14 protein-coding genes are annotated in these 15722 nt (G+C 38.7%); 9 read left to right on the plus strand and 5 right to left on the minus strand.

What is annotated here, in order from left to right; all coding sequences use genetic code 11:
- Positions 1–8: 8 nt before the first annotated feature.
- Positions 9–1331 (minus strand): amidohydrolase family protein, encoded by a 1323-nt coding sequence (locus G3352_RS15655; protein WP_163757785.1) that lies wholly within the window; start codon positions 1329–1331, stop codon positions 9–11.
- Between the two features lie 198 nt (positions 1332–1529).
- Positions 1530–2141: a TetR/AcrR family transcriptional regulator gene (locus G3352_RS15660; protein WP_163757787.1), complete on the minus strand. Its 612-nt coding sequence runs from the start codon at positions 2139–2141 to the stop codon at positions 1530–1532.
- Positions 2142–2375: 234 nt separating this feature from the next.
- Here G3352_RS15660 and G3352_RS15665 point away from each other — a divergent pair, with 234 nt between their 5' ends.
- The gene (locus G3352_RS15665; RefSeq protein ID WP_163757789.1) at positions 2376–3290 is read left to right on the plus strand and encodes a HamA C-terminal domain-containing protein; all 915 of its coding nucleotides are present in this window, start codon (positions 2376–2378) and stop codon (positions 3288–3290) included.
- The gene (locus G3352_RS15670; RefSeq protein WP_163757790.1) at positions 3280–5847 is read left to right on the plus strand and encodes a DEAD/DEAH box helicase; all 2568 of its coding nucleotides are present in this window, start codon (positions 3280–3282) and stop codon (positions 5845–5847) included. The genes G3352_RS15665 and G3352_RS15670 overlap by 11 nt, the downstream gene beginning before the upstream one ends.
- A gap of 974 nt (positions 5848–6821) precedes the next feature.
- On the opposite strand, the gene G3352_RS15675 is transcribed toward G3352_RS15670, so the two are convergent.
- A complete protein-coding gene (locus G3352_RS15675; protein ID WP_163757792.1) occupies positions 6822–7037 on the minus strand; it encodes a helix-turn-helix domain-containing protein in 216 nt (71 codons plus the stop codon).
- A 108-nt stretch (positions 7038–7145) separates the two neighbouring features.
- Here G3352_RS15675 and G3352_RS15680 point away from each other — a divergent pair, with 108 nt between their 5' ends.
- From G3352_RS15680 to G3352_RS15690, 3 genes are all read left to right on the plus strand, one after another.
- The gene (locus G3352_RS15680) at positions 7146–7415 is read left to right on the plus strand and encodes a hypothetical protein (protein WP_163757794.1); all 270 of its coding nucleotides are present in this window, start codon (positions 7146–7148) and stop codon (positions 7413–7415) included.
- 199 nt (positions 7416–7614) lie between these two features.
- Entirely contained in the window at positions 7615–8652 is a 1038-nt protein-coding gene (locus tag G3352_RS15685; protein WP_163757796.1) for an ROK family protein, read from the plus strand.
- Between the two features lie 371 nt (positions 8653–9023).
- Entirely contained in the window at positions 9024–10223 is a 1200-nt protein-coding gene (locus G3352_RS15690; protein WP_163757878.1) for an MFS transporter, read from the plus strand.
- A 207-nt stretch (positions 10224–10430) separates the two neighbouring features.
- On the opposite strand, the gene G3352_RS15695 is transcribed toward G3352_RS15690, so the two are convergent.
- A complete protein-coding gene (locus tag G3352_RS15695; protein WP_163757798.1) occupies positions 10431–12191 on the minus strand; it encodes a methyl-accepting chemotaxis protein in 1761 nt (586 codons plus the stop codon).
- A gap of 266 nt (positions 12192–12457) precedes the next feature.
- Between G3352_RS15695 and G3352_RS15700 the strand changes: the two genes are divergently transcribed.
- The 4 genes from G3352_RS15700 (at position 12458) to G3352_RS15715 (ending at position 14420) form a co-directional block, all read left to right on the plus strand.
- Entirely contained in the window at positions 12458–12691 is a 234-nt protein-coding gene (locus G3352_RS15700) for a transcriptional regulator (RefSeq protein ID WP_099857029.1), read from the plus strand.
- 115 nt (positions 12692–12806) lie between these two features.
- Entirely contained in the window at positions 12807–13367 is a 561-nt protein-coding gene (locus G3352_RS15705; RefSeq protein WP_163757801.1) for a DUF4367 domain-containing protein, read from the plus strand.
- A gap of 170 nt (positions 13368–13537) precedes the next feature.
- Positions 13538–13831 carry a hypothetical protein gene (locus tag G3352_RS15710; RefSeq protein ID WP_163757803.1) on the plus strand — a complete coding sequence of 98 codons (294 nt, stop codon included), beginning with the start codon at positions 13538–13540 and terminating at the stop codon, positions 13829–13831.
- Between the two features lie 76 nt (positions 13832–13907).
- Entirely contained in the window at positions 13908–14420 is a 513-nt protein-coding gene (locus G3352_RS15715; protein WP_163757805.1) for a pilus assembly protein, read from the plus strand.
- Between the two features lie 565 nt (positions 14421–14985).
- On the opposite strand, the gene G3352_RS15720 is transcribed toward G3352_RS15715, so the two are convergent.
- On the minus strand, positions 14986–15618 hold the full coding sequence (locus G3352_RS15720; RefSeq protein WP_163757808.1) for an FMN-dependent NADH-azoreductase: 633 nt from the start codon (positions 15616–15618) through the stop codon (positions 14986–14988).
- Positions 15619–15722 lie beyond the last annotated feature (104 nt).

A 15722-nucleotide genomic window follows, 5' to 3' on the forward strand; every position in this document is an offset into this window, starting at 1 on the left:
TTCTGAACTCACCAAACTGAGTTTAGAACATCGTCGACTTCTTTGATTCTTGTGACAGATGGTGTTTGAATTAGATTTCCTTTGACCATGACCATAGAGATGTCTGACAAGGCCTCGATATGTTCCAGCGGATTTTGCTCCATGACAATCAGATCAGCATGTTTCCCGATATCCACCGTTCCGGTTACATCGTCAACGCCTAAGATCTTTGCATTGGTTCGAGTCACCATGTCGATGACCTGTTTGTTGTTCAGGTTGGCCTGTCTCATGTAGTGGTCCATCTCTCTCCACATATCGTAGTGAGTCACGTAAGGCATGGCGGCATCAGTACCGATACCAATGATGATGTCGCTTTCGATCGCTTGTTTCACACCTTTGAGCATGGAGTCATAAACGAGTCTGGAGTTCTCTTTTACCGTAGCACTTACCTTTGTTACGTTGGTATCCAGTGAAGCGGATGGATAAGCAGCTTGCAGAGTAGGGATGAGTGCGGTGTAGCCATTCAGGGCATTGGGATTATTTTTGTACAAACGAATGATTTCGTCGTCCATCTCCGAACCATGCTCAATGGTATCGACGCCACCTTGTAACGCAACCCGTACGCCTTCCGTGCTCTCGACATGCGCTGCCACCCGCAAACCAATCTTATGCGCTTCATCGCAGATCGCCGCAACTTCGTCCACCGTCATCTGTAAACGTCCAGCTTCGCCCACCATTTTCGCATCTGTCACGCCACCCGTCACACAGATTTTGATCAGATCCACGCCGTGTTTCACATTAATGCGCACATTCTTTCGTGCTTCCCACGGAGAGTCGCCCACCAGAGCGAGGAATGGAGCACCATGTCCGCCCGTTACACTTAGGAAAAACCCGGAGACAAGCAGATTAGGGCCGACAAAGTCGCCGTTATTAATCTCATCCCGCAGCTGGACGTCCGTGTAAAAGAATTCCCCCACACTACGCATCGTCGTCACACCCGCATGGAGTGCGGTCAGTGCATTGCGTTTCATGCGTTTTTTCAAAACGTTCCGGCCAAACTTCGTGTTCAATATCCGATCATAGGCAAACTGCAACAATCCTTCACTGACCGAGAGACTGAACGGTTTACCATCTGCAAAGAGGTGTACGTGGGCGTTGATCAGTCCTGGCATTACGTATTTCCCTGAGAGGTCGATCGTTGTGTAGTGACCTGGGGTAAGCGGTTCGTTATCTTGACCGATATCCGTAATAAGTCCTTGTTCATTGATGAGAATCGTCATGTTTTTTTGCAGATTGCGGCTTGAGTCACCGTGGATCAGATGGACGTTTTTCAATGCGTAAGCGGTGTTCATGTTGTGTTCCTCCTTAGAATGTGGGTGAGGTGAGTGGTTAGGGGAATGCTAGATACTCTCTCAAAAATGAATAATTAATTCATTTTTAAATCAAAAAAATAGGCTGATCTGTGATGAAGTTTTTTTGCGTGCAAATCAAGTGGAGTTGATATGATCTGCACGCTTTGTCTACCCGGCATTAAGTGATGAGATGGAGCGTTATTCGTTGAGACTCTTCATACCGTACAGTCTGTATACATACAAAGCTTCGAATATTTGCTTCCGGCTGTCTTCACTCATATCCCGCTTCAATAGATCTAAATTCATGTCGATCACATTGTGTGCGAGAATATTCAGCAAGATCAAAGTCTCCTCGGTGCCAATTTCATACCGTTTATATTGGTTCTTGAGATAGGCCTTCTTGGTTTCGATCATCAGCTCAACAAGCTCGTTCTTGGCGTCGGTGTAGATAGTGCCTTTATTCTTTTCGAAGATGATGACAATCTGATTCCGGTATTTCCGTAATACGTCCACCTGTTCCTGCAACAGCGCAGACTTTCGCTCGCTATGCGTTTCCTCGAACAAGGTCTGGTTATCGAAGTGAATCGTCTCAACCAGCACATTTTTCAAATAATCCACCAGATCCGGCGGCACAACGGCGTAGAATAGTTCTTTCTTGTTCTTAAAATAAGTATAGATATTGCCCACGGAAATATTGATCTCATCCGCGATATCGCTCATCTTGGCATCCACATAGCCTTTTTCGAAAAAGACCTTGAGCGCCGCGTATTCAATCTCTTTCCTGACTTCGTCTTTCTTGGCTTGCACCATCGGAAACGTCTCCTTAATAGTGAATGGTTGGTTCGTTATTAGGATGGACTTATTTTGGGGATTTGTCAATGTGAGAGGAGAAATGAGTTAAAGGGAACTTTGAAAGAGTAGTTTTAATAAAAATGGGTATATAGGAGGAAATGTGGATATATTTGGCGAATGTTGTAAAATAGTTATTTGTAAAATAGGACTATTTAATCAAATTCCTACAGAGGCACTGTGGAGGTAAATATATTGCTTAATGAATTTAATCCTTATGTAGACGATAATTTCTTGGACTTGTTTTATCATGAAATTAAAAGTTTTGAGTTGGACGGTTTGAATACCAAGGTGAATCTTCATACTTTGAAAATTGAAAATAATGCTTTTGCTTATTCAGAATTAGTGGACAAATTGTTTGATTGTGTTGTGACATACTGCTTATCTAGAAAGGAACTAGAAGTATACAAGAATAATAAAGGAATATACGTTAAAGCAATTCAAAAATTGCGAAAATGGGAAAATAATGATGGAGAGCTAGGGGAAGTTTTGCTCTACTGTTTCTTGGAGTCCCATTTACGTGCCCCGAAAATATTCACAAAGATGGAACTAAAAACATCTCCTAATGACTATGTAAAAGGATCTGATGGAGTTCATATTCTACAGATAGACCAGAATAACTATCAATTGATATTTGGTGAATCTAAACTTGAGAAATCTCTACAAAAAGCATTGTATAGTGCATTTGTTTCCATAAGTGATTTTCTGAATAGAAATACAAATAATATTCATGATGAAATAAAATTACTAAATACTCATTTAGAAAGAGAGAGCATTTCACCAGCATTATATGAGGCTTTAAAGAAAATTATATTTCCGAGTGCCAGAGAAGAAGAAATATTTAAGGATAACGCTTTTGGCATTTTTGTGGGATTTGAGATTTCTGTTGATGATGAGTCTCGAAAATTAAGTAATTCAGAGTTTAGAAAGTTGATACGCTCAAAAATTAAAACAGAGGTTGAAGGCCAATATGGCTATATACAAAAGAAAATTAAGGAGTATAACCTACATGGGACAACATTTTATGTATATGCGTTCCCATTCGTTGAAATAAGCGATACTAGAAAGAGAATTATAAAAAACTTAATGGAGGCTAACAATGATTTTTGATGATCTCTCAAAAGATGTATTATCAGATGCCTATTTTAATCAACTTTATAAAATTTTACTTAAAAATATTGTATCAATTGAACTATTAATTGATAACCCATCTCCTATTAATGAAAAGCAATTGGTTCACTTATTAAGATTCAGTGATATATTATCTAACTCTACTTCTAATAGTAATAGAAATATCGCATACAGGATAGTTGCACTTTTAAGTCCAAATTATAAGGATAATCCTATTTTTAAAACATACTCGACTGCAATATTAACCAAGTTAGGAAATTTCCCTGCCATAAAAAATTTGCAACACAATGTAGAACTTCCTTTCGTAAGAGAGATAGAAAAGGTTGTGAAAAAAGAGATACAGAAGATTCCAGGCACAGAGGATCAATTCTTTACTGATTCACAATATGATTTGTTTGAAAGATTGAGAGACTCCAATTTCTATAGCTTTTCTGGCCCCACATCAATGGGGAAATCATTCATATTCAAAACCTTCATACGTGAAAAAATAAATGGAGGAGACCTCGGAAATTTCGTAGTAGTGGTACCTACTAGAGCATTAATAAATCAATTTTCGTTTGAAATTAAAGGTGAGCTGAAAAATCTTATAGAAGATTTTGATTACAAAGTGATAACTAACTCTACTGTTAACAATGATGATAAGGAAGAGATTTTAAAAAGATACATTTTTGTAATGACACCAGAAAGACTTTTAAGCTACATATCAAATAAAGATAATCCAGTGATAAATTACTTGTTTGTAGATGAAGCACATAAGTTAGCATCTGAAAAAGATTATAGAAGCATTACGATGTATCTATCAATAGAGAAAAGTTTGAAGAAATATAAAGAATTGAAAATTTACTTCGCTTCGCCAAATGTCTCGAATCCAGGAACGTTCCTAGAATTATTCCAAAAATCCAGTAGAAAAACTTTTAGCACCATTGAATCTCCTGTAACACAAAATCTTTTTTTTGTAGATCTTTTATTAGGAAGTGTTAGTTACTATAACGATGGAACAAAATATAATTTTGAAGATATCTCTGTTGATAAATATTCAACTTCAAACGAAATTATATATGGCATTGGTAATTCAACATCAAATGTCATATATTGCAATTCAGTTGAAAATACAATCAATAAAGCAAAAGATTTTATGGATTACTTAAAAAGAAGTGCCATAGGATCTCAAAAAATGAACTATCAAGTAGATGATTTAATTTTGGAAATCAGAAAAATGATTCATAGCGATTATTATTTAGCTGAGTGCTTAGAATTCGGAGTAGCGTTTCATTTTGGGAATTTGCCGCAAGTTATAAGGAATAAAGTTGAAAAACTTTTTAAAGAAGGTAAAATTAAGTATTTATTTTGCACTTCTACATTGTTAGAGGGAGTAAATTTGCCAGCTAAAAACATATTTATTCTAAGTAATAAAAAGCATAAATCAATTATGTCAAAAATCGATTTTTGGAATTTAGCTGGTAGAGCAGGAAGGTTGAATTATGAATTGTTTGGTAATGTATTTTGCATAAAGGAAGAAAGTAAAGATTGGAAAAACACGAAAGTTTTAGATGGTAAATCGACCACTGATTTGCAAGTCAATGTTACTCATCAATTAGATAAGAATCAAAAGAATATAGAACAATTACTGTCAGAAAAACAAATCGATTCCCCAGAGGCTGAAAAAGAAGTACTTAAATATATTGCCAACATTATAAGTATTGACTCATTTGAACAAAATGACGATTATACAAGCCCTGTTATAAATAAATTGTTTAAAGATGGGAAAATGGACGTGCTAGCTAAAGCTCAGGAGAGTGTCAAAGGTTTATCAGTCCCATTCGAAGTGCTTAACAATAATCAATCAATTATGGTAAGACAACAAAATAACGTCTATGAATTTATAGTTGGATCTCAGTCATATGAAGAAAAAATTCAGCTTCCAAGTGAGATTAATTACAATAATAGTCTTGCTGCCCTAGAACTTCTCCACGATAAATACAATTGGTCTATAAATGAGAGTAATAAAGATATTGCTAACAGAAATTCATTAAAATACTATGCTCTTCTGGTTAATCAATGGATTAATGGTCAAAGTTTAAGTGAAATGATTAATTCAGCATTGCATTTCCATGAGACGAATAATATAAAATTAATGTTTTATCAGAACGGTATTCGAGTTTTCGAGCCTTATAATAAAAGTAAACGTCATATAAATAAAATAATAAATAACCTTATCTCAGATGTTGAGAATGTAGTGAGGTACAAATTGGAGAAATATTTCAACAATTATCATGCACTTCTGGTAGCAGTGCTAGGTGAAAATAAAGCGGGTACCAACTGGAACATTTTCTTGGAGTATGGGACTAGAGATACGGTGGCAATATATTTGCAGAATATGGGGTTTTCTCGCCATGTTTCTTCAACATTACTTAAAAATTTTAAAGATGTATTTAATATTAAGGATGGAAAGTTAATCTCAATAGATAGAAAGAAGCTAATCAACCAAGTAATAAATGGATCTCCAGAATACGACGAAGTGATGATGTTACTTTAACCGTCAAAATATAAAAAGGTGGGGTGTTTTTTGGGAGAAGAAAAAGATGAATTGATAAATTTTGTGAAAGAATGTAAAAATGTATATTTAAGCAAAATGAATAATTCAACTTTCAAGATGAGTACGCTTGTATTTTTTCTTACTGGTTCTTTAATCTGGTTCATAAATACAATTCCGACCTCTAAACCAACATTTGACCAATATTATGTATTACTAATTTCGTGTACAGTTTTTTTAAATATTGTTGTACTAGGATTCGATTTAATCAATCGAGTTTTCAGAAGAGATCTGGTTGAAAAGAATATTTATGGTAATCTGAATAAACTAGAACGACAATATATGAAACCAATTTATATTACAACTTGTATTTTTAATATTCTATGGATCATATTACTTATATTTAGTATCGTAATTATGCTTTTTTTTAGTCACAAACTTTGGTTTCTGGCACTACCAAATATATTGGTAATCAAATTAGCATTTATGACCTTGATAAATTGTCTAATTCCGATTTTCAATAACTATACAAATCACAAGATACCTGTTCCAAATGAACCAAGGAAGAGTATTAACAGATACTCTTTTACCATAGTGTATTATAATTTACTTCCAACATCAGTGTTAATCTATTATTTATTTTGTTTTATGTTAAGTGACTTTTTCTTCGAATACAAGAAGACCGTTTTATTTGCTTTGTATTTAACAGGTGGATTAGTATCTCTATTACTAATTGCAAGAGAATGGTCAAATAAAATAATATATTCGTGGTTAGAGGACCTCTATATTGAAATTTATCTGAAGAATCTTTCCTACTCACAAATAAAAAAAATCCTTAAAGAAAATTTTAGCGCTGGAAGAAATATTGAAACAATGGTTTATACTGAAGACGATACAAGTTGATAATTTTTTAGCTACCTGGTTAACTAGATTTATGAGTAATAATTTTGGCTAGGAATGTATCTAATTGATTAAATTTAAAATTCCTTAATCTCAATAATCTCCCGTATATCATCAATATCCAACGCTTCAGCTATCCGCTCAATATGAGCAAAGTTGATATTCTCTCGTTTTCCTGACTGCAACTCACTTAACGCAGCGTGTCGGATATCAGACAATCTTGCCAGTTCGCGCAGCGAGATATTATGTTTTTCCGTGAGTTTATGAATATTGACGACGACTTTCTTAGCCATGAGTATCACTCCTAAATTTTCCATATGGTCTTGACGTTACGCATGAGCGTACCATATACTTTTTGTATATCTGGTACTCTTATGCGTACCAATTTTAGGAGTGGTGACATGACAAGTACCAACAGCGAAGACCTCGCTTTACAGTACGCACAACTTGTCCAACAGGAAGACGATTACGTTGATCAACTCGTTACATGCAACAAACTCATCCTGGATGCCATGGACATCATCGCGAAGCGAGGCGGGGTGCTGCATATGGACACGGTGAAACAAGCTGCATATCACCTTCATTCCATGGAACAGGATCTAAACCGAAAGTTATTTAAAGTCCGACTGGAGAAGAGCATCTTGGCAAATCAAATGAGCCAGTCTACATAAAACCACCTCAACTAAAGGACAGTGCAGGATCACACAAGATGATCTTGTACTGTCTTTTTGCCTTTCCATCCAAACGATTTTTGCTTCCAATTAAGCATTGACTTTCCTCCCAAATCCCCCTACACTTCAATTATTAAAACACTTTTAAAAACATTCATTGAATGGTTCGAAATGAACGAAAGGAGGCATACAACTAACCATGTTACCCACATCACACAACACCCAACAGGTGAAGCGCATTAACGTTGAGCTGGTGAAGAACACGCTCCGATCAATGGGCGTAGGTACGAAGGCTTCCATTGCAAACCTGACGAAACTCAGCGTAGCGACATGCGGCACAATCTTGAATGAATTACTCCAAACGGGTGAGATTATTGATCTGGGTCCGGATGAATCGAGTGGGGGAAGACCTGCCAGTCGTTATCAATTCAATGCGGACTATGCAAGTGTGCTGTGCCTCATTATTAGAACGGAGGGCGGCATTCACTCGATCACACATACATATGCCAATCTGAACGGAGAGATGGCGGACGAACAGACACTCTTTTTGGATGAGATTAATGTCCCGGTGGTAGAGGATCTAATTGCAAACCTGATCGAACATCGCCACAATGTGCAGGCGATTGGTATCGGGATACCTGGTGTGGCACACAACGGCGTAATTGGGATCTGTGATGTACCGGAGCTGATGTATCAGCCGCTCGGCCCAAGGCTCAAAGAGCAGTATGAAGACGTGGAAGTGGTCATTGGCAACGATATGAACCTGACAGTCTACGGACTGTACAACCAGCAGCAATTTGAGGAAGAGAAGAACTTTGCGGTGGTGACTTTTCCGGAGAATCATTTTCCGGGTGCGGGCTTTATTATTGACGGTCGTCCGCTCACAGGGAACACGCAATTTGGGGGCGAGGTATCTTTTCTGCCATTTGGCGTGTCACGGGAAGAACAGCTGAGAATGTTGAAAACTACTGAAGGGTTGCAGGAACTTGTGGTACAAACGCTGGTATCCATTATCGCGATCATTAACCCGGCTACGATTGTAGTCACAGGTGATACGATGGACCCGGCGATGAGGGATGGCCTGACGCAAGGCTGTCTGGATCGAATGATTCCACTGGAGCATATGCCGGAGTTGATTATTCAGAGAGACACTCGGCGCGAATATGTGACTGGGCTGGTCGCTGTTACACTGGAGAGCCTGACCTACCGCATCCAGGTGATTGAGAAGCAGTGGTAAACGAACAATGAAGTTTAAGATGGTTATTTTTATCCGAGTAGTGAAGTGTAACAATCCTTCTATATTCATTGAACTAATCAATTAAACAGTAACGGAGAGGACAGAAAAAACCTGAAAAAGCGAAGCGGTCGCCTAAAAGCTTTCTGAAAGAAAGCTACATCGGAAGCATACGCTTATCTCCGGATTTTCCCTTTGAGAAAAAGAAATCGAAGAAATCTGGGGATAACAGCGATTGGAAGGTTGTTCTGTCATCGTAGTGTCCGTGTTAATTACCTTTAAGTTCAACTTATATAGACACAATGGAGGAACTTATTTTGAATCAGCAAGCAGATACACAAGGAAACAAGAAAAAGTTCAACAAACTGTATGCCATGCAACTGGCAACGATTTTTCTGGGATTTATCGTGTTTGGCATATCGGAAAATATTAAGGGACCAGCCATCCCGCGCATTCAATTCGACTTCAATCTGGATGAGAAACAGCTCGGGACGTTGTTGTCCCTGAATGCACTGGGTTACCTGATCGCCTGCTCCTTCACGGCTATTCTGGTTCGCAAATGGGGCATCAAGGCGGTTAGCATCATTTCGTTTGCATCGATGATCCTCTCGGGTGTGTTCATTTATGTGTCTCATACATATCCGCTCTTTGCTTCATCATACTTCTTCATGTACATCGGAAACGGCATGCTGGAGATTGCGCTGGCGATTCTGGGTGCGCGGATCTTTGTGAAAAACACAGGTACGATGATGAACCTTTCCCATTTCTTCTATGGGCTGAGTTCAACGGTAGCGCCTTTGCTGGCGACAGGTGTGATGTCGTTGCACGTGTTTGGTCACGAACTAGACTGGCGCGGTATGTATCTGGTGATGTTGTCACTCTGTATGCTGCCGATTATTGCGGCGCTGCGCAGCAAGTTTCCGGGGGATGATCTTCCTCATGAAGATCGGACTTCACTGAAGACGTTAACACGTGATCCAGCCATCTGGCTGATGGTGCTCATTCTTTCTTTTGGCGTGGTATCTGAACTGGCGGTTGGGGGTTGGCTCGTTAACTTTCTGGAGAAAGCCTACACGTGGGACACGGTCAAAGCATCTGGCCTGCTGTCTGCGTTCTTCCTCAGCTTCTCGTTGGGACGCCTGCTGCTAGGGCCGCTTACGGACCGGATCGGATTCGTATTGTCGTTGATTCTATTCTCTGCTTTCTCGGCGGTATGTACGTTCGTGGCCATTGCAGGCGGAGAGGGGCTGGCATTTTTCTTTGCCGTATCCGGAGCGGGTATTGCGATGATCTATCCAACAGTCATGGCATTTATCGCACGCAGATATCCGAACGGCAGTGACACTGCGATTACGTTCACAGTTACCCTGATGGGGATTGGTAGTGTCATTGGTAACTATGTGATTGGTTGGGTGATTGAGGGCGTGAAGAATGCATATGGTCCAACCACTCAGCTTGGGTTGTTGCGCGGACTTCAAGCAGGGTACGGATTCATCGGCCTATGCGCTGTGATCTGTGCGGCATCTGGAATAGTGTTGTACGGGTATCTGAAGCGGAAGCAGGAACTGATTTAGATTATGTAGATATCATTTTATAGTTCAAAACATAAATCGATGTTTGATGTAGTAAGAAAATAAAGTGTTGATTGACGATGTTTCTTTAAGCTAACAGGAAACAATGACTCAATAAAAACAAGGAGGCAGCCGACCAACGTGATCGGCTGCCTTTGTTCAATTAACTCAGGTTAGTTCATAACTGCAAGTGCACTCGCATTTTAGAGATTAATACTTAAATTGGATTGTCAAACGCTCTAACTGCTGTGACATTTCCGACAAGGTTGTGGCTAAGCTCGTAATTTGCTCCATTGAAGCCAGTTGTTCTTCTGAAGATGCAGCTATATTTTGTGAGTTGTCTGCAGCTTGAAGCGCAAGATTGGAGACTTGCTCTTGACCCGCTGTTATTTCCTGGACACTTGCAGTTATCTGCTGTGTAACACTGGCGAGTTCTTCCGTTTGTTGCGCGATAAAGTTTGTGGACCCCACAATTTTGTTGAACTGTTGTTCTGTCTCACTAGCAATCTGTATACCGGAGTCAACGTCCTGTTTAACTCGTTCCAACGTTTTAAGAGATTGCTCTATGTCTGTACGCATATCATGAATCAACGTGGAAATCTGCCCGGATGACTGATTCGATTGTTCAGCAAGTTTTCTCACTTCAGCAGCAACTACGGAGAAACCGCGGCCTTCTTCTCCTGCACGGGCAGCCTCAATCGAAGCATTTAAAGCCAGAAGGTTAGTCTGCTTTGCGATATCCGTAATGGCATGTAGCATCGTACCGATCTGCTGGCTGCGTTCATCAAGCATCCTCATTACTACATCGGTTTCATTAACGGAATGGTTAATCAGGTTCATTTGCTTCGTCGTGTGCTCTATGGCAGTACTACCTATATTGGCTAATTCCATCGCATCAACAGAAGAATCAGCAATAGTTGATGAGCTTTCCGCTATTCGCTGGATACCAATTGATATTTCCTCGATTGAGTTGGTTGTCCTTTGAAGCATCATTTGTTGCTCTTGTGCGCCGACTGCGGATTCTTGGATCGAAATGGTGATATTCTCAGTTGCTTGACTGGTGTGCTCTGCCCCAAGGGTCAATTCTTTGGAGGATGAAGCTACCTGCTTTGTGGAGAGATCGACTTGTCTAATAAGATGTCTCATGTTTTTAATCATTTCATTAAAGTCTTTAGACAGCTCGCCTATTTCATCTTTGGACTTCATTTTGACTTCTTCAACGGTTAGATCACCGTCCGCAACTGACTTCAGTCGTTTGGCGATCTTAAGGATAGGCTTCGTTAGACGCCCTGAGACGATGCTGACGATAACTGATCCGAGAACTACTGCAACTGCCGTAACCATTATTACAAGATAAAGAACTTGCGTTGCACCGCTGTTGAACTCACTTAAATATGCACCTGAACCAATTATCCAGCCCCAATGTGGATCCATTTCAACATATGAAACTTTCGTTTCTATTTCACCTGTATCAGGTAGAGCCCACTTGTAGGTGACAAATCCCCCTCCGGCTGATCCAACCTTAACAAGCTCTTTCCCCAAATACACGCCATCTTCGGTTACGACATCTGTCAAATCCTGACCTTCATTTGAAGGATTCATCACGGAATGAGCAACCTTATCAACTGCCCATGGATATCCTGTTTCCCCTACAGTATATTCACTTTTTACAGGCCGCTTATTATCTGCATTTTTTTCACCGAGCAGTTCGACGCGGAGTTTTTCCTGTGCTTGCTCCAATGTTAAATCTCCGCTCTCTACTTGCTCATTGAGGATGCTAATCATGCCAATAACCATATTCACACTATTTTCAAGTGCTGCCTTGCCTGATTCATTCATTTCATTTTTCGAAACCGTATACGAAGTGAACCCTATCACGATCGTGGGCACAATTAGTATAGCCAAGCATAGAGTGACTAACTTTGTTCTCAAAGATCTCATTTTTAGTATGGATACAATCTTTGTTTTCACTGCATTTCCCCCTCAACACATCAATTTACAGCTCCCATAACTTTAATAGTTAAAATTTAAAATAAAAGTCTGTACATAATATATCGAAAAAATATACTGTAAAATGAAGTCCTTGATCTATGCCTTTCCTCTTATCTAAATCCACTTGACCTACTAATAACATTACGACTAGGATTTCGTGTTGGTTTATTGGTTTTTGTATAGAAATGCTGTTAATGGACTACGCTTAAGGTTAAATGTGATCTTATGAAGGAGGGCATCGATTCTTGAAATTTGAACTAGGACGTTGCTTACTGAATGAACGATTGATGGAATCCGGAAAATCAGCGGAATGGCTGGCAAAAGAATTGCTTTTTAAACCGGAACGAGTTTACGACTTTATTGAAAACAAAAGAGTGATGCCGCTCAAAATTGCCATATCGATCGCTGATTCCATTGGTTGTGATGTTCGTGCCTTGTATGAGTTAATTCCGAATGATTATGAAGTAATGGGAGATTAATGAAATAAGTGGTAGGTTCCATTAAGGCTACACATGTTGATTCATTAAACTAAAGGGAAGAATAGTTGAATTAAACAATGGCATAATATTACTAAAAAATATGGAGGGAATGCCCTTGCTTAAACGAATTGTTTCATTGATTTTTATCTTTACGCTTTCTGTTGGAATCAACAATGACCTACTCATCGCATCAGCTAAACCTACGCAAGCTTTTTCAAATGTAGATTTGGACAAGCTGCAAACTGCTGCGGATTTCAAACTCTTTTCGCCATCTTACTTGGTTGAAAACTATAAATTAGAAATTAAGGAACCATACCCGTCTGATCTTAGCCCATCTGTTTCAAAAGTTAGACTTCATTTTTTTGATGAATCAGGACAGACATATTTGTTTGGAATTGAAGAACATAAAGCTGGTGGATATAAAATAAACCGAGTTATCACTAACATCGATGTTCGTAATCGAACAAGTACAACAAGAACTATAGTCGAGGATTTTAAATTTAATGAACATGGAGAGAAAATTAACATAAATGGAATCCAAGGGCGATTTGAACCATGGGCTAATCATATACCAGGAGGATACCTACGATGGGTACAAAATGATACTTTCATTGAAATGGACAGCGGAGAATTAACTAGAGAGGAAATGATCGCGTTAGCAAAATCAATGAGATGATTCGGTAATTCAAACTAATGGAAAACGAAAGCAATTAAGGCTGCCAGCTTACATGGGAGCCTTTTTAATATTTGACTTTAAGTAGACTATGAAGCGGAATGACTTGTATCCTTGAAATTAAACAACAAATTCGATATAAATCCGTTGTAGTATGAGAGAGGTGATATGATGTGACAAAAATGAATAGTTGGATCTTAATGTTGGTATTAGTGGTATCCATGATATTTGCTGGGTGTTCATCAACAGAAAAAAATGAAGATACTGTGACTCAAAGTGTAGTAGCATCTGATTTTGTTCTCGAAGTAACAACGCCAACTATTATAGTTACTGGTGAAGCAATAAAAGTAAAAGGGACTCTTAAATATACGGGTATTAAATCCATTGAAGTTTCCCATGGAGAACTAATCATTCGTTTTTTCTTTTCGGGTAGCCATTTTGTGAATTACAGATGTAACTTTCATTGATTTGATAGCGTTATAAATAACGAGCAACGTATTATAGGTTTAGAATAACTAATAAAAGAATACGAGGGATAAAGTTGTGAAAAAAAAGGGGCTTTTTTTTGCTGTTTTATTATTATCTTTAACAACAGCGACCGTAACTGCCTGTGATTCAACAAGTTCAACTCAAGAGAATACCTCTACTCCAAAGTCTGGTGTATTATCAAGCAAGTCAACAAGTACAACCCTTACTAATACTTTAAGTGAAGAAGAGGATAAACCCTCGCACTATATTGCTTCTGGGGGCGCAACGGTACAGCAACCCTTTTCAATAAATCCGGAATTTGTACATATAAAACTTCTAATGAAGAACAATAGTAGCCATGAAGTCAATGTTAGTTTAACACACTTAGATACTAGTGAAGTGTATTTCGCTAGAACGATTGCTGCTGGGGAATCTCTGGATTGGATAAATATTAATCAAGGTTTCACGCAAGGCATGCGTACTGGAGGCTACTTGCTTCAATGGAGCGGTGGCGGTTATAACGTTGATGGGGAAGTATGGGGAGCAGCTGGTTCAGACCCGGACGATACTGCTCCTCTATCTTATTGAACTAACGGGCAGATTAGTTTTAATTTGTGGTGTCACTGCGCTAAATCACTAGAACAAGCTGTATGGTAAAATATAGGGGTGTTATTCAAAAAAAATGAGGAGGCAACAAAGATATAATGGTCAATGACCTATACCGAAAAATTGGTCCCTTGTTTTTAAAGAAAAATCTAGTTCAGTTAGCATTTCAGTTTTTTATTTCAGCGTTAATCGGAGTTATATATACATTTATGATCATTGATGAAACAATAGGTGGCTATATTAATAAAGTATTACCCAGTAAGGATGGACCGGATCTTTATCATTATCTGCCCATTGTGATCACTGTGTTAATTTACTCGTGTTTCATTCAAAAAAAAGAAAGAATTTTTCTAGAAAAAATCTCATTCAGTTGTCTTCATATTTTGATTGCAATACTAAGCTGTATTTCTTCTCTTATCGTTATAATGATGGTTCAATTCCGAATGATGTAACTAATAAATTATTACTCCGATGGGAAAGTTTGGTTAAATAAACCAAGAAGACAGCCGACCAACATGATCGGCTGTTTTGTTTAATTAACGTGAGATCAGAAACGTTTGGCAAATTCCTTTGCTTTTGCAATTGCTTTTTCCTTAATAATTGGTGCTTGCTCTAATGATGCCGTTCCCTCCACAAAAATTGCCTCAATAGATTGAATACCATAGAAATGTAATATCTTTTGTAGATAGCTGTATCCCATTTCAATCGGAGCAAGTGGACCTTCCGAATAAACGGATCCGGAAGCTTGAATGTGTAATGCTTTTTTGCCGGACAACAGACCCACAGGTCCATCCTTGGTATATTTGAAAGTCTTACCCGGAACTGAAGTCACATCCGTGTATGCTTTCAGAACCGGTGGGATCGAGAAATTCCACATAGGTGAAACATACACATACTTATCGGCAGCCACGAATTGGTCTATAATCGTCTCATGACGAGCCACTTTTGATTTCTCAGCATCAGTCAGTTGATCGAAAGACGAACCTGATCGCATCTTTCCCCAACCGCGTAAGACATCAGCATCGATTTGCGGAATGTTCTCTTGGTACAGGTCTAAATAAGCAACTTCATCTGTTGGATTTGCCTCACGGTATGCTTCAATAAATTCATTTCCAACTGCGAGGCTATAAGATGACTGAGGATCAAGAGGATGTGCGGTGATGTATAGTAAGGTTGACATGATTTAAAACTTCCCTTCTGTAATTAAATTAAATACACTTTCTGGATTAATCATATCGCATATGTACTATTTGTGAAGTACGCACAATCATGTGGTATAGTATT

It is taken from the genome of Paenibacillus sp. ALJ109b (assembly GCF_010747435.1).
GTDB lineage: Bacteria > Bacillota > Bacilli > Paenibacillales > Paenibacillaceae > Paenibacillus > Paenibacillus taichungensis.